The 25,618-nt window shown below is 43.1% G+C and carries 19 protein-coding genes; 16 read left to right on the forward strand and 3 right to left on the reverse strand.

Going from position 1 to position 25,618, the window contains the following annotated elements; translation table 11 throughout:
- Nucleotides 1-474: 474 nt before the first annotated feature.
- The 4 genes from ONT18_RS13060 to ONT18_RS13075 all read left to right on the forward strand — a co-directional run bounded on the left by ONT18_RS13060 (nt 475) and on the right by ONT18_RS13075 (nt 4,468).
- On the forward strand, nt 475-1,929 hold the full coding sequence (locus ONT18_RS13060) for a hypothetical protein (protein WP_089545425.1): 1,455 nt from the start codon (nt 475-477) through the stop codon (nt 1,927-1,929).
- A gap of 533 nt (nt 1,930-2,462) precedes the next feature.
- Nucleotides 2,463-2,591: a hypothetical protein gene (locus ONT18_RS13065; protein WP_264905915.1), complete on the forward strand. Its 129-nt coding sequence runs from the start codon at nt 2,463-2,465 to the stop codon at nt 2,589-2,591.
- A 396-nt stretch (nt 2,592-2,987) separates the two neighbouring features.
- Nucleotides 2,988-3,143: a hypothetical protein gene (locus ONT18_RS13070; protein ID WP_178288105.1), complete on the forward strand. Its 156-nt coding sequence runs from the start codon at nt 2,988-2,990 to the stop codon at nt 3,141-3,143.
- Between the two features lie 746 nt (nt 3,144-3,889).
- Nucleotides 3,890-4,468 carry a hypothetical protein gene (locus ONT18_RS13075; RefSeq protein WP_264905922.1) on the forward strand — a complete coding sequence of 193 codons (579 nt, stop codon included), beginning with the start codon at nt 3,890-3,892 and terminating at the stop codon, nt 4,466-4,468.
- Between the two features lie 944 nt (nt 4,469-5,412).
- Here the strand turns inward: ONT18_RS13075 and ONT18_RS13080 are convergent.
- Nucleotides 5,413-6,711 carry a M16 family metallopeptidase gene (locus ONT18_RS13080; protein WP_264905927.1) on the reverse strand — a complete coding sequence of 433 codons (1,299 nt, stop codon included), beginning with the start codon at nt 6,709-6,711 and terminating at the stop codon, nt 5,413-5,415.
- A 120-nt stretch (nt 6,712-6,831) separates the two neighbouring features.
- Between ONT18_RS13080 and ONT18_RS13085 the strand changes: the two genes are divergently transcribed.
- The 3 genes from ONT18_RS13085 (at nt 6,832) to ONT18_RS13095 (ending at nt 10,494) form a co-directional block, all read left to right on the forward strand.
- Nucleotides 6,832-7,767, forward strand: coding sequence for a PfkB family carbohydrate kinase (locus ONT18_RS13085; RefSeq protein ID WP_264905930.1), 936 nt, complete (start codon nt 6,832-6,834; stop codon nt 7,765-7,767).
- A 13-nt stretch (nt 7,768-7,780) separates the two neighbouring features.
- Nucleotides 7,781-8,968: an FprA family A-type flavoprotein gene (locus tag ONT18_RS13090; RefSeq protein WP_117694954.1), complete on the forward strand. Its 1,188-nt coding sequence runs from the start codon at nt 7,781-7,783 to the stop codon at nt 8,966-8,968.
- A 275-nt stretch (nt 8,969-9,243) separates the two neighbouring features.
- Entirely contained in the window at nt 9,244-10,494 is a 1,251-nt protein-coding gene (locus tag ONT18_RS13095; RefSeq protein WP_264905933.1) for an ATP-binding protein, read from the forward strand.
- A 130-nt stretch (nt 10,495-10,624) separates the two neighbouring features.
- On the opposite strand, the gene ONT18_RS13100 is transcribed toward ONT18_RS13095, so the two are convergent.
- On the reverse strand, nt 10,625-11,158 hold the full coding sequence (locus tag ONT18_RS13100; protein ID WP_264905936.1) for a TIGR00730 family Rossman fold protein: 534 nt from the start codon (nt 11,156-11,158) through the stop codon (nt 10,625-10,627).
- 175 nt (nt 11,159-11,333) lie between these two features.
- Here ONT18_RS13100 and ONT18_RS13105 point away from each other — a divergent pair, with 175 nt between their 5' ends.
- Nucleotides 11,334-12,563 (forward strand): alpha/beta hydrolase family protein, encoded by a 1,230-nt coding sequence (locus ONT18_RS13105; protein ID WP_264905940.1) that lies wholly within the window; start codon nt 11,334-11,336, stop codon nt 12,561-12,563.
- 160 nt (nt 12,564-12,723) lie between these two features.
- Here ONT18_RS13105 and ONT18_RS13110 read toward each other — a convergent pair whose 3' ends face one another.
- Nucleotides 12,724-14,091, reverse strand: coding sequence for a DUF3843 family protein (locus ONT18_RS13110; RefSeq protein WP_264905943.1), 1,368 nt, complete (start codon nt 14,089-14,091; stop codon nt 12,724-12,726).
- Nucleotides 14,092-14,330: 239 nt separating this feature from the next.
- On the opposite strand from ONT18_RS13110, the gene ONT18_RS13115 reads away from it, so the two are divergent.
- The 8 genes from ONT18_RS13115 to ONT18_RS13150 all read left to right on the forward strand — a co-directional run bounded on the left by ONT18_RS13115 (nt 14,331) and on the right by ONT18_RS13150 (nt 25,557).
- A complete protein-coding gene (locus tag ONT18_RS13115; protein ID WP_264905947.1) occupies nt 14,331-16,292 on the forward strand; it encodes a DEAD/DEAH box helicase in 1,962 nt (653 codons plus the stop codon).
- A 298-nt stretch (nt 16,293-16,590) separates the two neighbouring features.
- A complete protein-coding gene (locus tag ONT18_RS13120) occupies nt 16,591-18,237 on the forward strand; it encodes a hypothetical protein (protein ID WP_118155066.1) in 1,647 nt (548 codons plus the stop codon).
- A 591-nt stretch (nt 18,238-18,828) separates the two neighbouring features.
- Complete coding sequence (locus tag ONT18_RS13125) at nt 18,829-20,112, forward strand: ETX/MTX2 family pore-forming toxin (protein WP_118155072.1); 1,284 nt, start codon at nt 18,829-18,831, stop codon at nt 20,110-20,112.
- The gene (locus ONT18_RS13130; protein ID WP_118155075.1) at nt 20,109-20,447 is read left to right on the forward strand and encodes a hypothetical protein; all 339 of its coding nucleotides are present in this window, start codon (nt 20,109-20,111) and stop codon (nt 20,445-20,447) included. Before ONT18_RS13125 ends, ONT18_RS13130 begins: the two co-directional genes overlap by 4 nt.
- Nucleotides 20,448-20,458: 11 nt before the next feature.
- Nucleotides 20,459-20,599, forward strand: a complete 141-nt coding sequence (locus ONT18_RS13135) for a hypothetical protein (RefSeq protein ID WP_233400604.1) — start codon at nt 20,459-20,461, stop codon at nt 20,597-20,599.
- Nucleotides 20,600-20,657: 58 nt separating this feature from the next.
- Entirely contained in the window at nt 20,658-21,482 is an 825-nt protein-coding gene (locus ONT18_RS13140) for a carboxypeptidase-like regulatory domain-containing protein (RefSeq protein WP_118155084.1), read from the forward strand.
- Nucleotides 21,483-21,643: 161 nt separating this feature from the next.
- Nucleotides 21,644-22,816 carry an ATP-binding protein gene (locus ONT18_RS13145; RefSeq protein ID WP_264905961.1) on the forward strand — a complete coding sequence of 391 codons (1,173 nt, stop codon included), beginning with the start codon at nt 21,644-21,646 and terminating at the stop codon, nt 22,814-22,816.
- 14 nt (nt 22,817-22,830) lie between these two features.
- Nucleotides 22,831-25,557, forward strand: coding sequence for a beta-glycosidase (locus tag ONT18_RS13150; RefSeq protein ID WP_264905965.1), 2,727 nt, complete (start codon nt 22,831-22,833; stop codon nt 25,555-25,557).
- Nucleotides 25,558-25,618: the final 61 nt, after the last annotated feature.

Raw genomic sequence — 25,618 nt, forward strand, 5'->3', positions numbered from 1 at the left:
CCTTTGCAAACTCCATGTACAAAGTAGCTTGTGTCTGTGACCTTGTTCTTTCAATGTGGCAGCTTTGATGTTTGGCGTAAATTGAGAGAATTAAGGTCTGCAACCTTGGGCATGGAAAGCCGAAAGGCAAATATCTCGTCTTTTGTTCTTAGAGGAGGGAGCGAGGTTATGTTTTGGGAACCCCAAAACGCCTCGCTCCACCATGAGGGCGGAGAAATTTTGCTCCCAACGGTTGCAGAAAGTGAGTGTACCAACTGTAGGCAGTGCATAGAAATATGTAAATAGATTTGTCAGGTGTAGTTTATTCTTCCTTTATTTGCACAAAAGTATGTTTTGAGTGTTATAAAAAATAAAAAAATGCACTATTACGTTGATACTTTTGTATTTTTGCACTCAGTTATCTTGGACAGCAGAATTTGAAACACTGAAAATCCGTAATCTGTCTATATGTAAAATCTTTAAATTTGGATTATTATGACTAAGAAGTTTTGGTTAATAGCACTCATCGTAGCTTGCACTGTTGTATTTGGCAGTTGCGATAAGTCTGAGGAATTGAGTGTTGAGCAATGTAAGTTGGATATGAATCTATTCAACCAAACCTATACTGTTAATGATGAGGGGTGCTGTGTGCTAAAAGGGAGAAAGCCAATAGCAGCAGAAGAAATACAGAGTAAGGTCAAGGGCTATGGTTGGGAGAGTATTGCCACTTATGAGGTACAGGAAAACGGAAAGTTGAGCAAGGAGGAATTTTGGAAAGACAGATTTGGTGGCAGCCCTACACACTTTTGGTTTGAGACATCACAGCAAGCTTTTAGTTATTTTTATAGTGATGCCTTGCCAGCCTTTTGTTTCAGTCGTGTATCATGGACTTATGACATGGACAAAGGCTTCATACTGTTTGGCAGCAACAAGCAGACAACAGACAGCAGATACATGCAGATTCTTAAGCTTGACGAGTCGAATGGCAAGACCTTAATGTACACCATACAAAAATTGGGAGCGACGAGTGATGGCAGCAATGGTTACAAGTCTATATATGGCATGATTGTATATAAACGCATGACCGAAACCGATTTGGAAATGATGAAGAAAAGTTACACGTATGATACGGATATTGACCGTTCTGTTCCCGACAACTGCAAGTTTAAGATTAAGGCATACTATGCAGAAGACGACAAAGACAACACAGACCCTGTGTTTCAGACCTTCTGCCTTGTAACATTTGAGCTTACCGATGAATATGGTTTCAACTCTTCAGATAATGCCTATTACAACTACTACGATTCAATTACTTGGACGAGTGATTGTCGTGATATGCCAGATAGCTTTGGAATCATGGAACGTAAGACAAACTGTTTGAATACTTCCTATTGGTGGAGCACATACTTCTTCACGCCTCATGACAATACTATTGTCTATGCCAATGGCTATAAAGATGGCCGTATTGTCTATCAAGCCCGAAAGAGGCTCTATTTGGTGAATGATGGATTCTTTGGTTACGATTGGGATAACGTAAGGTATAATTCCAAGAACCCCGAACTAACAGAATATTGCTTGCTGGACAAGAGCCGTGAGTTTATCCTAACTCCACCTACTGCCTACAAAGAAGACATTACAAAACCGTATGCAGAGTTACGTATTGTACTGAAAGGAGCAAAAGACAAAAACGACAAGGAATATATGTTAGGCGTGCTTGAACGTGAAAGAGAAGGTCTGTTGAAGATTATGGACCAGTACTATGAAGCACATAGTACTATAAAAGAAACAGAAAAGGCTTCGCTGTGTAAAACGTTTAAGGCACTACCCGAAGATGCTGATATTAAAGCATATTGGCGTACAAAACATTCTCGCATGGTACTGATACTTAAAACTGACGGGGAAGACCCTATAAACAGTGAATACTATGTGCATGCGGAACCAATTAAATGATAAATAAGTTTAATGTGGATAACGCAATTGAATGTAGCTTATATAACAACAATAGTCATAAGGCGAAGTTAATCTTTGTTTTATGACTATTGTTTTTTGCACCAACATAGTGTGGTTTCATTTTTATTTTGTATTTTTGCAACTGTAAAGAGTTGTTAGGCAAAGCAAACATATGCATATTGCAGAAGTTGTGACTATTGCCAAGTCATTACCTCTATTGAGGTTGAACACTTATAAATCGCTCATTTTAAGCTATTCAGCAGATTATAGAAGAATTTTTCGGAAAAATACTACCCAACGGTGTGGAGATTTTTTCGAAAACCGAAGGCTCGACCTTTTATTTCCAAAGCCCGCTGCCATACCTTTGCACCTGCACGATAACGGTTGATGCCAAAAGGAAAGACCATGTGGAGGAAAGAAAATCAGAGCGGCAAATGAAAATAGAAACTTCACGGAAGTTTTTGGACTGTACGATTATCGCATACCCATTTCTGAGAAATGGATACAACTTCGTCTTACAAACGTCTTGAAAAATGGAAATCGCATACAAAAATGGCACATCCATCAGAGAAATTCCGGTGAAAGAAGAGTATGGCTTGTCCATGCTTCTTGCATCGGGTTTTCTCCAAGGCTGTGCAGCCAAGCATGAAAGTGGTCGTTGAGGTTTACATCAATGACTTCTTTCTTGCGGTGGAGTATGCAAACAAAATGGTACGGCAAATCAAGGAATGGTGTTTCTTTTGATCGGTTAGCCTGCAACCGACAAAAAGAAGCACTTTTCCTCATGCCGTACTACTAAGACATGAAAGGGTGGCGTGCCACTGTTTCATGTCGTTTGGATTGTGCGATAAAAATGGGACTGCGAGTTGTGGCTATAAAAGTCAGCCGTTGTCAGCACGGCAAACAAAGAAAAGTCCTTGGCAGTATAGTCTTGAAGTATTTCAAGGCATACCGCCAAGGATTTTTCTTGCCGTGCCATAGTCGGAGGAAGTTAGTCTGAGGTACGAGGACTGTCTTTCTGCGACGACGGCTGACTTTTATACAAAACACACGAAAGAATGAGAATATACAAACGAAATAGACCATTCAAAAAACAGAAACCATTGCCACATAAGTTTGAATGGATTGAAATGGAAATAGCAAAGAATAGAGAAGAATATGGTTTAATGAAAACAGATTTATCCAAGCAAAAAATCGAGGATAAAAAATCTTAAAACATTCTTTATCCCCGATTAAATATCGTACCTTTGCAACCGAAAGAGTTCTTTGGATGGTTATGCAAATCACAGCAGGATGCTACATTCTGTTTATTTCTAATTCGTAACCTCTTCTTTTTATGAGATAAAAACTTATCTCATTCTCAATCACTTATAAAAAATACGTACTTTCTCCGCTTAAAAAGCCCTTTTTCCTGCATCGCGATGCATTCCCCGTTCCGTCGCGACGCAACATTTCTTCCCTCGCGATGCATGATTCATCCCCTTCGTGAGCCATCATTTATGCCCTCTTTCTGCCATCATTTATGCCTCGTATCAGTCATCATTTATGCCTCTTGCCAGCCATCATATAAGCCCGTAAAACGGGCTGTAGCAGGGCATTTGAGCTTTTTCCTGCCAAGGCTCAGCCAGCCATCTTTAGCAGGCATCGGGAGAGAGCGCATTTCAGATGAAAGAGGAGCGTTCTGAGAGGGAAAGGTTAACAGGTTAACAGTTAACACCCCAAAAATGCATACTTCCATCCACATACTTATATAAAAATAAGTATATATATTATTATATAATAAGGTACGCGAGGGGGACCATGCAAAAAACAGCTGTTAACTGTTAACCCTGTTAACCCCCTCGGCTTCTCTGTCCCCCTTTTAGGAAATTTAAACAAGAATGCTTGGTGGTTTCACCGAAAAACCTTACTTTTGTAACCTGACTGCAAACAAACGTAAAAACAATATTAACAACATAAAATGAAGAATCTCACATTCCATATCGTAGGACTCACCCATAATGACGTGAAAGGCCATGAGGTAGAGTATGCTAAAGAAGCAGAGGGAAGAACCATCTGCCTCGTGCCCGATGACGCCAACACCTTCGACATGCTGGCGGTGAAAGCTTATGACAAACAGCAGCTCATAGGCTATGTTTCAGCCCTGGAAGGCGAGGATGTACGCGCCCTTATCATCGCCCGCAAGGAGCGGAACCTGCGGGCGATAGAGGATTTCATCGTATGGAGCGTGAAGTATGATTTGTGGTGCAAGATGCGTTTCTTCGGCAATCAGATGCAGGAGGCGATAGATGCAGACAGCCGCTCTGTGTGTCATACTCCCGGTGTGAGCAATCTTCTTCTCTACGTTCATGACACCTTTGACAAGACAGAGATTCAGAACATCTGTCAGGTTCATGGCACCAAGACGAAGCTTGCCATCCTGCTGTGCAACTGGAAGAAGCGTGGCTTCATCATGAAGAACGAGGACGGCACCTACACCAAGACCGCCCGTTTCATTGCCAAGTATGGGCACTACGGAACGCCAGGAGTGGCTGCGTAGCGGTGACTTGGGGAGTATAGATTAGGCACGGATTACACGGATTATGCGGATTTTAAGTCTCTTATGTCAATCAGAAGCGTATTTATAATCTTGTAGAACATCCGTGTAATCCGTGTAATTCGTGCCTGATTTTGTAATGAGAATGTAAATGTCCTTGACCTTAATCAAGAAAAAAGGGCTTTTTGAAACTTTTCTCCTAAAATGTTTGTGTGCGCACACAAAAAGTTGTACCTTTGCACCAGAAAAAGAAAAAAGGATAAAAGATTATGGTAATGTTCGGGATAATGACAGTAGCAGTAGTAGCATTCGCAGTAGTTGCTTGCGCAGGTATGAACCTCGGAATGAACTGCGGCAAATAAGCTACGAAGCTAAGAGAGCATAGAAATCCTCCTCCGGGAGGTAAGAAATAAAGAGAGTTAAGATTTTGTTAGGTAAAACTACAAGATTGTATATTTAAGATAACAAATTTAAGAAAGGAAAAGATTATGTTAGTATTAGGAATGATTATCGCAGTAGTTGTTGCATGTGTAGCTGAAGTTGGTGCTATTAACAACAAGTTGGCTTAATCGGAGATTAGCCATGCGAAGGGCTCCAAAAGAGCCGAGATTAAAAAATGGCTGGCAGCAATGCACAGCTGAGTAAAAACAGTAGGGAGCCAAAGGGGCTTCCGAAACCAGAGAGGAGAGTAAAAACTCCTTTTCATTTGAAATTCATACTTGTCCCCTGAGAGTTTTCGTGATAAATTCTGATTGGGGATTTCATATATAGATTGTTAAAAATTCGTTTTAGGTTTTATAGATTTTCATTTTAGGTTTTTAGGTTTAAGTTTTTAGGTTAATTGTTAGTTGTTTTAAGGAAAAAGCAGTTTTAATTCATTAAATTACGAAGGCAACAACGAGGGAAGTCGCATGACGACCCAAGTTGTTGCCTTCTTTGTTTCTTATTTATCTGAAAATCAGCGTGGTGAGCCTGTCTTTATCAAACAACTCCTGAGCCACGGCCTGTATCTGTTCGGCAGTAATCTCATCCACCTGCTCGTAGAGTCGGTCTACGTTCTTCTCCCAGCCATAGTGAAGGAAGCTCTTGCCGAAGTCGAGGGCAAAGTTCTCGCGGTTGTCGCAAGCCACGCCTACCTGTCCCTTAATCTGCTTCTTGGCGGCCTTGAGCTGCGCCTCGCTCAGCGGCTTCTGCATGAACTTATCCAGTTCCTTGCGAACCAGTCTGAGGCAGCGCTTCACGTCGTGCTCATCGCAGCCGAAATAAATGCTCCAAATGCCCGTATCGCCATAAGCCGCCATCGTGCTCTCTACGGTGTAAACCAGTCCGTTGTGCTCGCGCAGGGCTAGGTTCAGCTTGGCATTCATTCCCGGTCCGCCCAGCATATTGTTGAGCAGATAGAGCGGCATTCTGCGGCTGTCGTTCACATCGTAGGCGCGGGTTCCAATCATCACATGAGCCTGATGCGTATTCTTCTGCATCACAATCGTCTGCCCCTCGAAGGAGTGTTGAGTGTTGAATGTTGAGTGTTGAATGTTGAATTGGGCTTGCGCCTCTGGACTATTGAATTGGCTTTCCCTTCGGTCGCCGAACGTTGTTTCTTCACTCTTCACTCTTCGTTCTTCACTTAAAAAGCTCTTCTTCAAGAGTCTTACCAGCTTCTTGAAGTCAATGTCTCCGTAAGCGAAGAATATCGCATTATCCGGCCGGTAAAGTTTTCTTGTAAAGCGCAGCGCATCTTCTGTCTTGAACGAGCGAACCTGCTCGGCTGTGCCCAGAATATTGTGGCCCAGCGGCGAACCCTTGAAGATGATATTTTCGAATTCATCATAAATCAGTTCGGCAGGAGAATCGTTGTAACTCTCTATCTCATCGCAGATTACCTCTACCTCCTTGTCGATTTCCGCTTGCGGATAAACCGAATGGAAAACGATGTCGGTGAGCAGATCTACGGCTCTTGTGATGTGCTCCTTGAGGATGGCTGAGTAATAAACCGTGCCTTCCTTGTTGGTGTAGGCGTTCAGGTCGCCTCCCACGCTCTCCAGACAGTTGAGAATGTGCCACGCCTTGCGGCGCTCTGTGCCCTTGAAAGTAACGTGCTCACAGAAGTGGGCAAGTCCTTCTTCGCCCGGCTCCTCGTTTCGGGTGCCGGCGTTAATCTGGTAACCGCAATACACCACCTTGCTGTCTGAAGGCAGGTGGATGATGCGGAGTCCATTATCGAGTGTATAAGTATTGTATTTCATTTCAAGGTGCAAAGTTACACTGAAAATGTAATTTATCCAAAAAAATAGTCATTTATTTTGCATTATCGCCAAAAAGACTTATCTTTGCTCCCAAAAAATAAATATAGACATCAAAAAACAATGCGCAAAGTAATAGGAATAGGAGAAACCGTGCTTGACATCATCTTCAAGGGCGGCAAGCCGATAGAGGCAGTACCGGGTGGCTCATCATTCAATGCAGTCATCTCGTTGGGCCGTGCGGGCGTAAATGCTTCGTTTATCAGCGAGGCGGGCAACGACCGCATAGGAGAGTATGTGATTCAGTTTTTGAGAGATAATGGGGTGAATGCTGACAATGTGAGCATCTTCCCGGAATCGAAGTCGCCGCTCTCGCTGGCTTTCCTCGACGAGAACAACAATGCCGACTACATCTTCTACAAGGATCATCCTCACGACCAGCTGGAGTTTGCCACACCGGAAATCAATCCTGGCGACATCGTGCTCTTCGGTTCGTTCTTCGCTCTGAATCCTGTGGTCCGTCCTCAGGTTGCCGGTTTCCTGGAGTATGCGAAGGAGCACGGCGCCATTCTTTATTACGACATCAACTTCCGTGCTTCTCATCAGAACGAAATCATGAAGATTACACCTAATCTGATAGAGAACCTGGAGATGGCTGATTTCGTACGCGGAAGCCACGAGGACTTTGGAATCCTCTACAAGAAACCGGAGGCGGATAAGGTTTATAATGCCGAAATCAGTTTCTACTGCAAGAAGTTTATCTGCACTCAGGGCGCTGAGCCTGTAGAGGTTCGTGCCGAGAACGGCTTTGCCAAGAGTTATCCTTCGGAGAAGATGAAGCCGGTGAGCACTATCGGAGCCGGCGATAATTTCAACGCAGGCTTCGTTTTCGGACTGATCAAGGATGGAATCACCCGCGAGGACATCGACCGCGGCTTATCTGAGGCGCAATGGGACAGTCTCCTTGTTTCGGCTCAAGAATTCTCCACCGAATGCTGCAAGGACATCTACAATTATGTTTCGAAGGAATTTGGAGAAGAAAAGAAGAAGAAATTATAAAAATATAAAAGATATGACAGAAATTACAAACAAAATTTATTACGTAGGCGTAAACGACCGCAACAAGCATCGTTTTGAGGGCCTCTGGCCTTTGCCTAACGGAGTGAGCTACAACTCTTATATCATTGACGATGAGAAGGTAGCGCTGGTAGATACTGTAGAGGTTGATTTCTTCACCCAGTTCCTCGAGAATATCCACGAGGTGATTGGCGACCGCGAAATCGATTATCTTATCATCAACCACATGGAACCTGACCACAGCGGCTCCATCGCCCTCATCAAGAAATATTACCCTAACATCAAGATTGTGGGCAACAAGAAGACCCTGGGAATGCTCGAAGGCTTCTACGGCGTAACAGATGACGTGGTAGAGGTAAAGAATGGCGAAACCCTTTCATTGGGCAACCACGAGCTGAGTTTTGTTCTCATCCCTATGGTTCACTGGCCAGAGACCATGGTAACGCTCGATGCAAAGAACAAGGTGCTCTTCTCAGGTGATGCGTTCGGTTGCTTCGGTGCGCTGAACGGCGGAATCATCGATACGGAAATCAACTGCGAGACTTTCTGGCTGGAGATGGTTCGCTACTACTCAAACATTGTGGGTAAGTATGGAATCCCTGTTCAGAATGCCTTGAAGAAGTTGGCTGGCGTGGAGCTGGATTACATCTGCTCAACCCATGGTCCGGTTTGGCACGAGCATATTGAGAAGGTTATCGGCATGTATGATAAGATGTCGAAGTACGAGACGGAGCCGGGCCTCGTTATCTGCTACGGCACCATGTACGGCAATACCGAGCGCATGGCTGAAATCATCGCCCGTGCGGCAAGCAAGGCTGGCGTGAAGAACATCGTAATGTACAACATCTCGAAGACTCACCACAGCTACATCCTGCGCGACATCTTCCGCTACAAGGGCCTTATCGTGGGTGCTCCAACCTACAATGCCGGTCTTTATCACGAGATGGAGGTTCTCCTCTCCGAGCTTGCCAATAAGGACGTTAAGAACCACCTCCTCGGTTGGTATGGTTCTCATTGCTGGGCGAGCAAGGCTGTGGCTAAGATTCAGGAGTGGAACGACACCAAGCTCCACTACGAGGCTGTAGGCGAACCTGTAGATATGAAGCAGGCGATTACTCCAGAGGTAAAGGCGCAGTGCGAGGCTCTGGGTAAGGCGATGGCAGAGAAGCTGCTGGCAGAATAAAAGATTTCTTGTTAGAGATTATTATAAAAGAGCGGAATGGCAGCTGGGGTTAACAGAGTTAACAGTTAACAGTTGTTTTTCCGCTCTTTCTTTTGTTTTTTAAGGAACTAATCGAAAACTATTCATTCTAAATGAAAGGTTTTAGGTAAAAGTGTTCATTCAAAATGAAAGATTTCTGAAAAATTATTCATTCAGAATGAAAGATTTTTGTTTTTCTCTTGCTACTTTCAGATATTTTTCTTATTTTTGCCCACGAATCATAAAATAGTAAAGCAATGAAAGAACTGTTGAAACAAATAATATTTGAGCAGCAGGACAACTGCAGGCATCTTATGCAGGATGCCATCCCTCGACACATAGAAGAGGAATGGCTTACCACCTCGGAAATCCTTATCATAACTGGTGTAAGACGATGTGGAAAGTCGGTGTTGCTGCAGCAACTGCGTGATAAGTTGGAGGAGAAAGATTTCTTCTTCAATTTTGACGATGAGCGTCTCGTAAACTTTAAGCTTGAAGATTTTGCAACCTTGCAGGAATGCTTCTTTGAGCTTTTCGGTGAGCAACACACCTATTACTTTGATGAGATTCAAAACATTGCGGGTTGGGAAACCTTTGTCAGACGTCTTTACAATGAAGGCAATAAGGTGGTGGTGACAGGATCCAATGCCCGGATGCTGAGCAAGGAGATGGGCACTCATCTCACAGGGCGTTATATCTCTGTGGAGGTTTATCCTTTCTCTTTTGCCGAATACCTGCAGCTGGAGCATATTGAGCCTTCGCAGAAAGATTTCTATCTGATGGCGAGCCGTTCCAAACTGCTGGGTCATTTCCGTGATTTCTTGGAGAGGGGTGGTTTCCCGAAATATCTTCAGACGGGTTCCGTCAGTTACCTGTCCTCACTTTATGAGAGCATTATCTTCCGGGATGTGATGGCTCGCAATGGTCTTACAAACGACAAGGAAATTAAAGAACTTGCATTTTATCTTGCCAGCAATGCCACCAAGCGTGTTACCTATAACTCGCTGGGAAAGATAGTGGGCATTCGCCATCCCGAAACCATCAAGAACTATCTGGAATATATTCAGCAAACCTACATGATATTCCAGTTATTGAAGTATGCTCCATCGGTAAAGACCCAGATGTTGAGCCCGAAGAAGGTGTATTTTATAGATAATGCCATCATCAGCAGGATGGGTTTCAATGTCACGGATAACAATGGTGTAAAACTGGAGAATGCCGTTTTCATCGAATTGCTGCGAAGGGGTTACGACTTGTTCTACCATGCCGACAAGAAAGAGTGCGACTTTGTGGTGAGAGAAGGTGTAAGGATTACCCAGGCTTACCAGGTTACGGTGAAGATGGATGATGAGAAGACTCGCAAGCGTGAGATAGAGGGCCTGCAAGAGGCGATGGAAATCTATGATTTATCAGAGGGTTACATCATTACGCTAAATGAGAAAGAGGAGCTTACCGTGGATGGGAAGACGGTGCATATAATTCCTGCTTGGGAATGGATGCTGAAGTAAACCGTGTTTTTACTCCCCAAAATTGTGTCTGACACAAAAAAACGTCATAAAATGATGTATTATGAAGTAAAGCTACCTTCTACCGAGAAGTCATTCGGCAGAAGGTAGCTTTACTTTTCTATAGAGGGTTCTATCCCTCGCAGAGCTTAGCCAGCTCTTCCAGGTTATCCGCCACTTCTATCACATCTCGCCAATCGCCACGAATCATGCTTTTCTCTGCCATATCGTCCAAAAGGGCGATGATGGAGTTCCAGAAGCCTTTCATGTTGTAGAGAATCACCATCTTGTGATGGTAGCCGATGGTGTGGGCGGCAGCGATGGTGAAGATTTCATCCAGGGTGCCGACGCCGCCAGGAAGGGCTACAAAGATGTCGCTCTGGGCAAGCATCAGGTCCTTGCGGTCGCTGAGATTATCACACGGAATCTCGATGTCGAGGTCTGGGAAGGTTCTTCCTCCTCGCTCTACAAGCGTAGGAACCACACCGATGGTTCTGCCGCCATTCGCCTTTACTGCCTTGCCGATGCAATCCATCAGACCAGAGTTGCAGCCGCCGAAAACCAGGTCGTGGCCGTTCTCAGCCATCCACTTTCCCATCTCTTCTGTCAACGTGAAGAAGTCGGGGTCGATATTCTTATTTGCTGAACAAAAAACTGCTATTTTCATATTGCTTTATCTTCTATTTGATGATGTTTTATCCGTTATTTATAAATGTTTTAGGCAAAGGTACACAAAAATATCGAGATTATTGGGCTCTTTTTGCGGATAATTTCTTAATTTTGCAAACAATAACTAATCTTATAAACAGGAAGAAAGATTTCTAACAAAACAAGACAAGAGAATGAAAAGGATTATCACATATAGTATCATCGCATTGTTGCAGGCGTCGGTGGCGCTTGCTCAGACCTCTGTGTCGCTTGCACAAACACCTTCGAAGCCGAAGCTTCAGAAGCGGGAGAAGTATGAGTGGCAGGGAGAGATTCCTACCTATGTAGAAACGCTGAAGAAGGAACTGACCTATCCGATGGCTTGGGGAAACAGTCCGATTAAGAACTTCAAGAAGTGGAAGAAGGCGGCAAGGGCGAAGGTATTAGAATGCATGATGACGCCTCCGAAGGCGGCTGCGGCTTGGAATATGGAATTTTTGGGCGAGGAGCAGAGAGACGGATATAAGGCGCAGAAAATCGCCTTCAATATCAATGCCTATTCCCGAATTACGGCTTATCTCCTGATTCCGGATGGCAAGGGACCATTCCCAACAGTCAATGCGCTTCATGATCATGGTGCCCATCTCTTTATCGGAAAGGAGAAGATGATTCGTCCTTTCTTTACTCCGGAAGAAAAAGATTCCCCTACGAAGCAGGCACTCTGTCAGGAGATCTTGGATGATGCGGATGCGTGGGCAAAGCAGCTTTATGATAATCAGTACGTGGGCGATTATCTGGCGAAACATGGCTACGTAGTCTTTTCGGCAGATGCTCCGATGTGGGGAGAACGAGGCCGGAAGGAGGGCGTGGATAGAAACAAATACGACCTGATAGCCGGCAACATGATGATGCTGGGTAGAGACCTCTCTGCCTTCATGACTTACGATGATATTTCCAGCACCGAGTTCCTGGCTTCGCTGCCGATGGTAGATGCGAAGCGTATCGGATGCGTAGGCTGTTCGATGGGAGCCTATCGCTCGTGGATGCTCTCTGCATTATCGGATAGAATCAAGGCGGGTGCTTCTATTTGCTGGATGATTACTACGGACGCTCAGCTTACCCGGAGATTCGGAAGAAAGGAGAATGGCGGTTTTGCGAATTGCATCCCGGGGTTGAGGCAGTATCTAGACTATCCGCACATCGCCTCCCTCGCCTGTCCGAAACCGATGCTCTTCATCAATGGCACAAAAGATAAGCTCTTCCCAGTGCCCGGCGTAAAAGATGCTTTCGCCGAAATGCACAAGGTTTGGAAGAGTCAGGGAGCAGATAATCTGCTGGATACGGAGCTTTGGGATATTCCTCATTCCTGCGGTTTGAAGGCACAGGAGAAAATGCTGGAGTTTCTGGACAAGAATCTGAAATAAGAAATAAATAAAGAGCGGAAGAACAGCTGAGGTTAACAGAGTTAACAGTTAACAGCTGATTTTCCGCTCTTTCTTCTATAAATCTGTAAAAGTCTGCTACGCTAACCCCTTAAAAAATGGAGTTAGCGTAGTAAACTTTTTGAGTATGCTGAATGCATCTTTACCACAACTCCTTAGGCGACAGGTCTTTATCCTTTCTGCCCATCAAGTAGTAATCGGCAAGGAACTGGAGGTTTGCCTGCGTAATCTTCAAGCCTTCTTCCTTTACATACTGGCTCGTAAAGATGTTTGCGTCAGGAATCAGGTTGTTTTCTATCAGTTTGCAGACAATTTCGTAAGGGAATGGGAGACCATTGCCGCTGATAATGCCAAAGCTGTCAGTCTCTGCACGCTCCTGTACATAGTATGGGTTCTCAGGCGATGCGATACAATGAGCCAGACCGAAACTGATGTTGATGCCTGTATATGGACTTCCGCTTAAGATGATGCCTTTCTCGTATTTCTGAGGGAATCGGATGTCCTTTGGCAACTCGAATTCAATCTCCTTGAGGAATTCCTTCAGCGTCTTCACATCTTCCAGGAAGATGAACTTGTCTTCGTATCCCTTCGCCTTGAGCAGATTGTAGTCGTGAATCGCCTTCTCATGATCTGCCTTTTCATGTAGCTCAATAGCCTTCTTCCTGAACTCCTCATCCTCCCAAAGCTTATGGGTAGGCATGTTCCTGCAAATCTTGCGGAGCCATTCGTAAGAAGTGAGCGCCAGGAGATTGTTTCTGCCGGCGATGGTCATTTCCATCTGCACAGAATAAGCGAGCGGTTCGGTGAGACCCTGAGGCGAGTTTGCCATCTGCTGGAGGGTAAACTGCAGGCGCTTCTGGTTGCCCACGTTGAAATAGCAGCCATAATGGAACCACGCCAGGGTGTCGCGACGGTGAATCTCATCCAACTCCTTGTTCTTCTCGATGTCCTCTTCGGTCGTTTCAGCGTTGCCCTCTATCTCAGGCATTTCGCTGAGATAAGTCAGAAGACGCTCGTTTTCCGGAGCCGTTTCGTATTCTCTGTCGAGAATGTTGTAGGCAAGTTTGGCAGCCAGTTCCAGGGTTCCGAAGAGGAAAGGAACGGCTTCCTGTACGAAACTGCTCTGCTGGTAATGGTGCCAGAGCAGGAACTTGACATCAGCGATGTTGATTTCCTCAGGGTCGTAAGCCGGGTCATCTTCGTTGAGCGTACTCTTGATGAATTCGCTTTCTTTCTCATAGAAAGGAATGTAGGTGCCGTAGCGCTGCTTGCATTCTTCCGTGAAAGTTTTCCAGATGCCTGTGCCCGAAATCACATCTTCGAAATAACCGGCAATGCTGAGTGCCAGCTGCTTGGCGTCATCCATATTCTTGAAGTTATGGGTGTAGCACGCCTCGTCAAGAGCGTGGTATATTTCGTTGGCGAGTTCTGTATAATACAGATCAACTTCGTCTGCTTTTTCGTATGGATGCAAAGCAATCCATTCTTGGGTGAAAATAACTTTTTTCATATATTTCAAGTTTTCTTGGTTATCTGCTTGTTGTAACTTTCATGCAAAGGTAATAAAATATTGCAGAAATCTGCAAGAAACTCACATTTTTTTCGTATCTTTGCACCCGAATTTAGGCAATCTTAATAAATGCGTGGGATTGCCGCAAGCGTTTCGGAAGGATTTTGCACCCTAATTCATGGCTGGGAGGGTGAATTCGGCCTTCCATTTAGATTATAATGAATTAAGGTTAAAAAGATTTGAAGACATTTGAAGAATTAGGCGTGAGCGAGGAGATTCGCCGTGCCATCGAAGAGCTTGGATTTGAGAATCCAATGCCAGTTCAGGAAGAAGTAATCCCATATTTGCTTGGTAATAAGAACGACGTGATTGCGTTGGCGCAGACCGGTACGGGTAAGACTGCATCTTACGGTATTCCGGTTATCCAGAAAACTGATGCCAGCAGCAAGCAGACACAGGCTATTATCCTCAGTCCTACACGTGAGCTCTGTCTCCAGATAGCAGACGATTTGAACAGTTTTGCCAAGTACATCGACGGTTTGCATATTGCCGCAGTTTATGGCGGTACCGACATCGGAAGCCAGATTCGCACCCTGAAGCATGGTGTGCAGATTATCGTGGCTACCCCTGGTCGTCTGCTCGATTTGATTAATCGTGGCGTGGCTCAGTTGGAGCATGTGAACAACGTGGTGCTTGATGAGGCTGACGAGATGCTGAACATGGGCTTCTCTGAGAGCATCAATGCCATCTTCGAGAACGTTCCGGAAGATAGAAACACTCTGCTCTTCTCGGCTACCATGAGCAAGGACATCGAGAAGATTGCCCTCAACTACCTGCACGACCACAAGGAAATCGTAGTGGGTTCGCGCAACGAGGGTGCTGAGCATGTAAACCACATCTACTATCTGGTAAATGCCAAGGACAAGTATCTCGCCCTGAAGCGTGTGGTGGATTTCTATCCACGCATCTTTGCGATTATCTTCTGCCGCACCAAGCTGGAGACTCAGGATATTGCAGATAAGCTCATCAAGGATGGTTATAATGCTGAGGCGCTGCACGGCGACTTGAGTCAGCAGCAGCGTGACCTCACTATGCAGAAGTTCCGCAACCATACCGTTCAGTTCCTGGTGGCTACCGATGTGGCTGCCCGTGGTCTGGACGTAGATGATCTGACTCACGTTATCAACTATGGTTTGCCTGATGATGTGGCAAGCTACACCCACCGAAGCGGTCGTACCGGTCGTGCCGGAAAGAAGGGAACATCCATCTCTATCATCCATACCAGAGAGAAGTTCAAGGTTCGCCAGATTGAGAAGCAGATTGGCAAGGAGTTCGTGGACGGCGTTTTGCCTACCCCAGAGGAAATCTGCAAGAAGCAGCTCTTCAAGACCATGGACGACATCATGAAGACCGATGTGGACGAGGATCAGATTGAACCATACATGGCAGAAATCAACCGCCAGTTTGAGTACATCGACAAGGAGGACATCATCAAGAAGATGGTAACCATCACCTTCGGTAAGTTCCTCGATTACTATAAGAATGCTCCTGAGATTATCAAGCCTGAAACCGGCAAGGGTTCCCGTGGCGGCGAAGGTCGTGGAAGCCGTGGCGAGGGCCGTGGCAAGGTTTCCAATGGTCGCAGAAAGCATGAGACTGAGGCTGGTTTCAAGAGGCTGTTCATCAACTTGGGTAAGGCGGATGGTTTCTATCCGGGCGAAATCATGCAGTATCTGAACAAGCACGTGAAGGGTCGTCAGGAGGTTGGTCACATCGACCTGCTGAGTAAGTTTGCCTACATCGAGGTGCCTGAGGAGGATGCGAAGCGCGTGATGAAGGCTTTGAACGGTACTGAATATAAGGGCAGAACCGTGAGATGTAACGATGCTGATGAGGAAGGTCATGGCAGAGCAGCCCGCGGAGGACGCAGTTCTGAGGGCAGAGGCGGCCGTGGTTCAGAAAGAGGCGGACGCAGCTCGGAAGGTCGTGGCCGCAGAGGTTCTTCTGATGATGCAAGAGACTCTCGAGATGCTCGTGGAAAGGGAGGACGTGGAAGCCGTGGCGGAAGAAAGTCTCGCCCTCAGGAGGATACAGGCGATTGGCGCCAGTTCTTCCAGAACAACGACAACGTGAAGTTCAAGGGTGAGGAGCCAAACTTCGAGGAAGAAGGTTGGGCTCGTCGCAGACCTAAGAAGAAGTAAAGCATTGCATGATGAAGTAAAGTAATTCATGTGGCTATAGTTATCATAGTAAAGAGCATTCTTTCTTGTAAATCAAGGAGGGGTGCTCTTTCCGTTATGATTCTTGTGGGAAACATCAAAGTTACTATGCTTTTATGAATAATCTTCGATATTTAGACTTTTTCTTTTGATGTTTTTTGTGTATGTTGTTGATTACCAGCTTGGTTGCTGTAGATGAAATTTTCTTATATTTAGACCTGGTTTTTACTTCTATCTAAAAATAAAATTGTATTTTTGCAGATTAAATAACTATTGATATATGAGAAAAGTAACTTTATACATGATCTTGGCTTTTATGGTAGCACCAATCTTTGTTTCCTGCTACCAAAGTCATAAGAAAGAGTTGGGCGTGGCTTATGCACTAGCTGAGACTGAACCGGATAGTGCCTTGGCGTTTTTGAACCATATAGAGCAGAGAAAACTTTCTGAAGAGGATATGGCGAAGTATGCCCTCATTTATTATATGGCACAGGATAAGTCTGGTTTGAATGTGGATAACGATTCCTTGATTCGCATAGCATATGATTGGTATGAGGAACACCAAAACGATTCGCTCTATGCTACAGCCTTGTATTATATGGGAGAATACTATAGGCTTGTTGATAGTATAGTACTAGCGAAGGCTTGTTTGGAAAAATCCTATAATTTGGCAAAAAAGAAAGATGATGATTATTTGATTTCGCTTTCATTAGATAAGTTAGTGAGAGTAGAGGGAGAATTGAATCCACATAAAGCTATGAAACTTGCAAGAAACTTAGTCGAATTCTATGATAAGCGACCTCAATTACCTCTTAAGAATAAAGTGTATGCTAGACTTCGTTTAAGTACAAGCCTCTTAGATATCGATAGTTTACACTCTGCATTAGATGAAAATTTGCTAGCTCTCAATGATGCAAAAGCGTTGAAAAACAAAGAGGTTATGTCTGATGTTTGTCAAGATTTGGCTTTTGTTTATGGTGAACTTGGTAAAAAAGATAGTAGTTTGTATTATGCAAAAATCGCAAGTAGTCAAAGAAACCCAGAAGATGTTACTTGTCAATTAGAATTGGCTTTTGCCTTTTACGATGTTGATTCTCTAAATGAAATGTTTGCAATTTTAAATAACCTTAGTCCAAAATCAAGGGAAGACAAGAATAGTATCCTTTATCTAAAAACTTTGGGGGCAATAAAAAATAAAAATATAAATTTAGCCATATGCTATACCGATTCTGCAAGTGATAATTACGAAAATGCATATCGCAAAGCTGTACAAGGGAAATACAACTATTATGCCTCTTATATAAATAACGTAAAGGAAAAAGCAGAACTAAAAGGTAAGGCGAAAATGCAAAGATGGGTGTTACTGCTATCTCTTCTATTACTTATTTCTTTACTTATATTTATTGTGTACGCTTATTTCACATACAAAAAGCGGATTGCCCTTAAAATACAGCAAGAGAAAGAGCTTGCTGCGACGAAGTTGATTCATGAACAAGAGTTGCATGAACAGGAAATGCTGATGACAGACAAATTACATAAGGAAGAGATTGCTCATAAAGAAGCTCAACTGGTAACCATGCGTGGTTATTTGCTAAAGAAAATAGAAATTGTGGAGAAATTGAATTCTATCGGAGAAAAAGGAATTAAACATTTAGTCTTGTCAGAGGATGACTGGGTGGAATTAGAGATGTTTTTGGAGGGTGTAGAGGATTTGTTTGTAACAAGGTTGAAAAAACAACATTCAAATTTGACTCAAAACGACATTAGGCTTATGATGTTGCTACGCCTGAAGTTGCCTCAGAAGTCTTTGGCTTCAATTTATTGCATTAGCGAGAAAGCCATCAAGCAAAAATTGTTCTTATATAAGGAGCGAGTAGGCATCAAAAATGAGCATATTTCATTGCGAAAATACATTGAAACATTTTGAAAAATCCATTCGAAAAGTATTTTTAGACCTTGTTAAAACTGGGGGGTGAATAAAACCTATTGTATATAAAGTTGTTGTGCGATTTTTGCCACGTTTAATAAATAGACCCAAAAAGTTTGTGTTATAGCCAAAAGATAGCTAATTTTGCAACCGAAATTTTAATTCATTAAAAGAGAGTCGTTATGAGAAAGATGATTATGGTAATAGGTTTGTCACTGCTTTTGGTTGTTCCAACTCATATGGATGCCAAAGAAGTCTACTTCCGTCATGGAAGTAAGGATAGTTGAAAAGCACGTACTGTACTTCCACAAGTAACTGGTGATTTAGAAGCAGAAGAGTTAACTCTAGATATCTATAGATATGCTGGGATTGCTCAAATCTGCATATCTGACGATAATGGTAATATGGTACAAACATATTCTGAAGTAATCCAAGGCAAGAATACTATGCATTTGCTGTTTGGTGATTTGTCTAGAGGTCTGTATACAATTGTGGTGACTCTAGGTAGTAATATCTATATAGGAATAGTAGACATAATTTAGTCAATCTTTTGGAAACATTATTATAAGTATAACTAAAATTATCACGCTTATGAAAAAGTATTTGAGTGTTTTGATGTTGGTAAGTGCTATCGTTTTGTCAGCTTGTTCAACAAACGATAGTTTTGATTCTATCTTAGCAAAAAGTAATCAAAGTGAGATAGGGCAAGATTATGCTGTTGGTACAGGTTCTGGTTGTATTGTTCCTTTAGACTCGACGTGCGTGAGAAAGAAAGTACAAACAAGAGCCTATAATGACAACGATGTTAGTGAAGAACTTAGCCAATTGGACGAGGTTCCTATATACTTACAAGTTGCAGGAAATACATCAAACCTACAATTTCTTAGTGCCTCTAGCCAAGGTAAAGAGCTTTCACTTGCAGCATTTAATGAAGAAGATGAAGGTCTACAGTTTTATCTGAAGATATTGCCTGCTACAGCTGGTATCCCATACTTAATTTATTCCACGAAAACAAAGACCCCAATAAGTATTGGAGCATATTCTAATGCTCCAGATGTAAAGGTTGTGTATGCAATGAAGGAAAGTACAACATCTTTGTTTGGAGCGTCATGGGATATAAAAAAAGCGGATTATTCAACAGATGCATATATCTTGGAAAGTCAAGATTATCCTCGACAAGGTAGTAGTGGTAATTGGTATGACATATATTATAGCGTAATAACTGCTAATGGAGCGAAATTATCATTGGAAAAATATTCCAAAATGGCAAGACAAGAATTTAGAATAATTCCTGTTGAGAAGTTTAATGTGGAGAGTGTGGAGTTTGATACAGATGCGGGTGTTTTAAATAAAGTTCCTAATGTGCTATATTCTGAGAAATATACAAATAAGGGTCCGATAGCTCAAACTTATTCTTTCAAGGTGCAAGAGTCATATAGCAAATCTTCCAGTTTTAATAAGAAAACCTCTTATAATGTTTCTGTTTCAACGGAGATAAAGACTAGGGTTCCTTTTATTGCAGAAGGTAAAATTACGACCTCTGTCTCCGGAGGGCAAGAGTTTACATATGGAAAAACTGAGGCAAAGACAGTTACAATAAGTAGGGAATATCCTGTGAGTGTTCCTGCAAATTATACTGCTCAATTGTCTGTTGTATTCTATAAATATAATATGGATGTCGATTATGTTGCAACTTGTGTTGGTGTTACTTCTGGCAGACGAATAAAGATTAAAGGAAAATGGAGCGGTGTAGATGCTCAGTTTGTAGATGCTGTTCTAAATCTTACACCTATAGATTCTTCTACAGCTTCTAGTCGAAAGATAATAATCACAAAGCAAATGTTAGATTCAGGTAAGATAATTAAGGTAGAATGAAAAAATACTGTTTTGTAGCATTTAATTTGTTGGCTTCTTGTACAGTGATTCCTACAAGTTCGCATTTTGCTGATGGACAGTTGACTTTGAACCTAGACAAACAGACAGTAATAGAACGATATGGAAATCCTTTCTCGATGGATATTTCTATTGATACGGATTCTGTATTAAAAGAACATTTGTATTACAAAGAAGCAGTAAGAGTTAAGAATTGTCCTTTTATTGTTACGACAAAGTTGGATTTCCATAATGGTAAGTTGTATAAAATGTACCAATTTGATAAAATGGTAGGAAATGTCGCATTAGAGGCTGATTCTGTAAAAGTAGAACATTAAATAAAATAATTATGGACAAAATGAAAAAGTTTGTAGACTCTTTGGATTTAGAAGAGTTGTCAAGTCGTGAGGAACTTGTTGAGATGGTTTCTGCACAAGAGTTTGACAAAAACCAAGATGTGACGCTTCTTGCTTGGAACATCCCAATTTAATTTAAATGTAGAACTAGATGAGTGGGCAAGGTTTTGCCCACTCTTTAAAACTTGGAACATGAAGAGATTTTTATTTATTCTAATTGTTTGTGAACAGATGGCTTTAGCATGTGTTGCTGCAAACAGAACCATTAAAGGCCATATTGTGGATGAATCTGGTCGGAATGTAGAGTTTGCAAGTATACATGCGGATAGTATTTATGCCGTGTCTGATAAGGATGGAAACTTTTCATTAGTGGTACCTGATGGTATGAAAAAAGAAATAGTTATTAGTCACATCAGTTATCAAATGTGTAGAATTCCTTTTGGTGTTTATAGTAAGAATAATGAATTAAACATTACACTAAAGGAAAAGATTAGTAACTTGTGTGATATAACAATTGTATCTGGAAAAAAGCAGAAAAGTATTGTTGATAGGGGTGTGCGCGCACCTGGTGATGTTGCTTTTCATAATGTTCAAAATACTCAATACGAAACAGGACCATTGTTTTCAGTAAACAAAGATTGGTTTGTGAAAAATGTCAAGTTGCGTGTGCAGAAATGCTCTTTTGCATATTGTACAATTCGTTTAATTGTCTATGAAATTATAGGCACGCAATTTGTCCCGATTCAGCATCGACCAATCTACATACAAGTGTCTAAAATCTCCGATAAAAAAGATTTTTTTGCATTGGTAGAAGAACCTTTAAAACTGAAACATAATCATAAATATTATATTGGTGTAGCTGTTATGGCAAGTAGTGGAAATGGTGAAATACATTTCCCAGCTTATTTTAAGAAGGGATGTGTGAGAAATCTGTGTACAGATAGAAAAAAGAATTTCCCTGTAACATTGGGAGTTTCTGTTTATGGAATGCCGGCAAGACACCATTTAGCCAAATAACATGGGTAGTCATAAAAATAATTGTACTTGCATTTATTGTGCCTTTTTCTTCGTAATTTATATTTTGCGGTAAAAATATAGCAATTTCTTTGGTAAATTGCGGTGTTTTTACCGCAATTTTTGTATATTTGCAGCCGTAAACATCAAATAAGGCAAGAAATATGGAATTATTGAAGCAACTTTCTGACAATCTTATCAAGCGTACCGATACTCGATACCTACGATATATGTATCATCAGATTCCTTGGTCGAATCGGATGACGGCTCTTGTTGGACCTCGTGGAGTCGGCAAGACAACACTTCTTTTGCAGTATATCAAATTGAATCTTCAGATGAAAGACACACTCTACGTGAGTGCAGAATCCATCTATTTCGCTAATCATACTCTCTTTGAAACTGCAATGAAGTTTAGCCAACTTGGAGGCAAGCATCTTTTTATCGATGAAATACATAAATATAAGGGTTGGGCTACAGAACTTAAAATGATATACGATAATCTGCCAACCTTGCAAGTGGTGTTTACCGGTTCTTCTGTGCTTGATATTTATAAAGGTACAGCAGATTTAAGTCGCCGGGTATTGGTCTTTACGATGCAAGGTTTGTCTTTTCGTGAATACATCGGTATGGAAAAGGGCATAGACATTCCTGTCTCTACATTGGAACAAATCGTAAACAATGAAGTTGTGTTGCCTGAGGAGATTGAGCATCCGTTGGCATTGTTTAATGAATATTTGCGCAAGGGCTACTATCCTTTTTCTAAGGATGAGGGCTATAGGATGCGACTGAATCAAGTGGTGAGTATGACTTTGGAGACGGATATACCACAATATGCCAATTATACGGTGATGGTGTCTAGAAAATTGAAGGAACTGATGCAGGTAATAGCTGATAGTGTGCCTTTCAAGCCAAACATGAGTACCATTGCTACAACTATCAAGGTAGATCGCAATAACCTGCCCGATTACTTCGAACTTATGGAGCGTGCAGGTTTGATAGCCCAACTTCACGAGTCCACAGGAGGTGTGCGTGGTTTGGGTAAGGTAGAAAAGGTGTATCTTGATAATACCAACCTCTCCTTTGCTCTCTCTTCTTCGGTGCCTGATATTGGCAATCAGCGAGAGACTTTCTTTTTTAATCAGATGCGTGTGAATCATGCTGTCTTCAATTCTCCAATTTCTGATTTTCTGATAGAAGACAAGACATTTGAAATTGGTGGTAAAAAGAAAGGTCAGAAGCAGATTTCTGAGGCTAAAGAAGGATATGTTGTGAAGGATGATATAGAGACAGGCATGGGCAATGTTATTCCTCTCTGGGCTTTTGGTATGAACTATTAGACAATTATAAGTAAATGAAGAAATCTATTCTTATCGCTTGTCTGGGACTGGTAAGTCTGGGCTTGCAAGCACAGAGCATTTCGCTCGCTGGTGAATGGAATGTGGAGTTGGGAAAGAGCGGTAGTGCTTTTGCCAAGAGTAAGCGTGCCTTCCAGGGTGAGGTGAAGCGTGCCATTCTTCCCGGTACCATCGATACGAATCATCTGGGATTCGCTCCGAAAGATACGATGGAAACAACGCATCTTACGAGACTCTATGCCTATAAAGGAGCTGCAAGATATTCCAGAACCATCAATATTCCGAAGGACTGGAAGAAAAAGCCGGTAGAACTCTTCCTGGAGCGTACCCGACCGACATGGGTGTATGTGGATGGAGAGCTGGTGGATTCCTGCAACTTCATCTCTACTCCCCAGCGCTATCTTCTGCCAAAGAAGGTGAAGCCGGGCAAGCATCTCCTGGAAATCGTGGTGGATAATGGAAAAGGTGTGCCTGATCAGGTTTACGGTTCCAGCCATGCTTATACGGAAGATACGCAGACCAACTGGAATGGAATTATCGGAAGAATTGAACTCCTGCTTGTCGGTTCTGCTGATAGCAAATCGGCAGAAACTCTAACAGGAGCAATCCCTAGCCGTTCTGTAGCTTCTCCTTCCGCCCTTCAGATGCCTGATTTCGCCAAGGATTTCCATATTGAGGGCGCTCACTTTTACGCCAATGGCCATAGGATATTTCTCCGTGGCAAGCATGATGCGGCTGTATGGCCGCTGACGGGACATGTGGAAATGAGCGTGGAAGGCTGGATGAAGTATCTCGGAACCTGCAAGGAATATGGAATCAACCATGTGCGCTTTCATTCCTGGTGTCCACCGGAGGCGGCTTTCGTGGTAGCGGACAGTCTGGGAATCTATCTCCAGCCGGAACTTCCTTTCTGGGGTTCTTTTGACAAGAAGGATGAGAAACTCATGACCTTTCTGCATCAGGAGGGAGTGAATATCCTGCGGGAGTATGGTCATCATCCATCTTTCAGAATGATGGCGCTGGGTAATGAACTCTGGGGCGACATCGACAAGATGAAGGAGTTTGTGGATGATTTCCGCAAGATTGCGCCTGATAAATACTATACCTTCGGAAGCAATTACTATCTCGGTTATCAGGGAGTAAAAGAGGGAATGGATTACTTCACCACTTGCCGCATCGGAGGCGAGGGATGGGGCAAATACAATACTCATACCCGTGGTTCCTTCTCGTTTGCCGATGCCTACGATGGAGGAATGATCAATCATTTCCATCCTAATTCTACGATGAATTTTGATGAGGCTTGCGATAAGGCAGGAATCCCAATCATCTCTCACGAAACAGGACAGTTTCAGACCTATCCTGATTATCGGGAAATGAAGAAATACACCGGAGTGCTTCATCCTTATAACTTCGAAGTTTTCCGCCGTCGTCTGGCTGCAGCCGGAATGCTCTCTCAGGCAGATGATTTCCACAAGGCTTCGGGTTTATGGAGCGTGAAACTCTATAAAGCCGATATAGAAATGGATTTGAGAACCCGGAATATGGCGGGCTTCCAACTCCTCGATATTCAGGATTATCCCGGTCAGGGAAGTGCTTTCGTAGGCATCCTGGATGCGTTTATGGAGAGCAAGGGAATCACTACGCCCGAGGAATGGCGCCAGTGGTGCTCGCCTGTGGTTCCTCTGCTGGAAATGAAGAAGTTCTGCTTCGAGGACGGCGAGAAGATTCAGGCTAAGGTAAAGGTAGCCAATTATGGCGGTTCTTCGCTGAAGGGCAAGAAACTGAAATGGCATCTGGCTGCCGAGAACGGATTATTCTGTATGGATGATGGAACTTTCAGCACCAAGGATGGTGAAGTGAGAAAGAATGTGGGCGACTTGATGGCTGAGGATGAGGGAGTATTGAACATCTTTTCATACGATGAAGGTTTGGTGGATGTGGGTGAACTGAATGGTGTTTTCCACGTGCAGAAACCTGCCAAGCTGCTTCTTACATTAAATATTGAAGGAACGGAGGCAAGAAACTCCTACGAACTATGGGTTTATCCGAAGAAGGCGATGGAAAAGAAGGGCGTCATCATTGCCAGAGATTTGAATCAGGAAGTAGTGAAAGTATTGGTAAAGGGCGGAAAGGTGCTTTGGATGCCTACGGCTTCCAGCCATTTTGTGGCTGCCGATGATACGCTTTCGCAGGCAGATAATGCTACTCCTTATACTGTGGGTGGACTCTTCCAGACCGATTACTGGAATTATCGCATGTTCAAGACCATCTGCGAGAACAACAAGAAGAAGGTTTCTCCAGGAACCCTGGGTATTTTGACGAATCCGGAGCATCCGATATTCAAGGGATTCCCTACGGAGATGCACACCAACTGGCAATGGTTCCCAGTTATCAAGGAATCGCATCCGCTGGTGCTTGACAACTTCGCCAAGGATTATCGCCCGATAGTTCAGGTGATAGATAATATCGAGCGGAATCATAAGTTGGGTTTGGTGATGGAATGGAAGGTGGGAGCCGGAAAGCTCCTCGTCTGCATGAGCGATTTGGAAAAGGCTGCCAAATACCCGGAAGGCAAGGCTTTCTATCAGAGTGTAATTGGTTACATGCGCTCTGCCGATTTCAATCCATCTGCAGAAATAACGGTGGATGAATTGAAGAAGAAACTCGCAGAAGAGCCTAGAAAGATTACGATGAAGGAATTGAATAATATCTCGCAATATTAGTTGCGAACCTATAAGAAAAATCAAGAGCGGAAAGCCGGGAGTTAACAGGTTAACAGTTAAC

Source organism: Segatella copri (genome assembly GCF_026015295.1).
In the GTDB taxonomy this organism is placed as follows: Bacteria; Bacteroidota; Bacteroidia; order Bacteroidales; family Bacteroidaceae; genus Prevotella; species Prevotella copri_C.

Bases quoted from the DNA above. Each gene is read 5' to 3' on its own strand.
- ONT18_RS13060 (WP_089545425.1), top strand. From the start codon at position 475: ATGACTAAGAAGTTTTGGTTAATAGCACTCATCGTAGCTTGCACTGTT.
- ONT18_RS13065 (WP_264905915.1), top strand. From the start codon at position 2,463: ATGGAAATCGCATACAAAAATGGCACATCCATCAGAGAAATTCCGGTG.
- ONT18_RS13070 (WP_178288105.1), top strand. From the start codon at position 2,988: ATGAGAATATACAAACGAAATAGACCATTCAAAAAACAGAAACCATTG.
- ONT18_RS13075 (WP_264905922.1), top strand. From the start codon at position 3,890: ATGAAGAATCTCACATTCCATATCGTAGGACTCACCCATAATGACGTG.
- ONT18_RS13080 (WP_264905927.1), bottom strand. From the start codon at position 6,711: ATGAAATACAATACTTATACACTCGATAATGGACTCCGCATCATCCAC.
- ONT18_RS13085 (WP_264905930.1), top strand. From the start codon at position 6,832: ATGCGCAAAGTAATAGGAATAGGAGAAACCGTGCTTGACATCATCTTC.
- ONT18_RS13090 (WP_117694954.1), top strand. From the start codon at position 7,781: ATGACAGAAATTACAAACAAAATTTATTACGTAGGCGTAAACGACCGC.
- ONT18_RS13095 (WP_264905933.1), top strand. From the start codon at position 9,244: ATGAAAGAACTGTTGAAACAAATAATATTTGAGCAGCAGGACAACTGC.
- ONT18_RS13100 (WP_264905936.1), bottom strand. From the start codon at position 11,158: ATGAAAATAGCAGTTTTTTGTTCAGCAAATAAGAATATCGACCCCGAC.
- ONT18_RS13105 (WP_264905940.1), top strand. From the start codon at position 11,334: ATGAAAAGGATTATCACATATAGTATCATCGCATTGTTGCAGGCGTCG.
- ONT18_RS13110 (WP_264905943.1), bottom strand. From the start codon at position 14,091: ATGAAAAAAGTTATTTTCACCCAAGAATGGATTGCTTTGCATCCATAC.
- ONT18_RS13120 (WP_118155066.1), top strand. From the start codon at position 16,591: ATGAGAAAAGTAACTTTATACATGATCTTGGCTTTTATGGTAGCACCA.
- ONT18_RS13125 (WP_118155072.1), top strand. From the start codon at position 18,829: ATGAAAAAGTATTTGAGTGTTTTGATGTTGGTAAGTGCTATCGTTTTG.
- ONT18_RS13130 (WP_118155075.1), top strand. From the start codon at position 20,109: ATGAAAAAATACTGTTTTGTAGCATTTAATTTGTTGGCTTCTTGTACA.
- ONT18_RS13135 (WP_233400604.1), top strand. From the start codon at position 20,459: ATGGACAAAATGAAAAAGTTTGTAGACTCTTTGGATTTAGAAGAGTTG.
- ONT18_RS13140 (WP_118155084.1), top strand. From the start codon at position 20,658: ATGAAGAGATTTTTATTTATTCTAATTGTTTGTGAACAGATGGCTTTA.
- ONT18_RS13145 (WP_264905961.1), top strand. From the start codon at position 21,644: ATGGAATTATTGAAGCAACTTTCTGACAATCTTATCAAGCGTACCGAT.
- ONT18_RS13150 (WP_264905965.1), top strand. From the start codon at position 22,831: ATGAAGAAATCTATTCTTATCGCTTGTCTGGGACTGGTAAGTCTGGGC.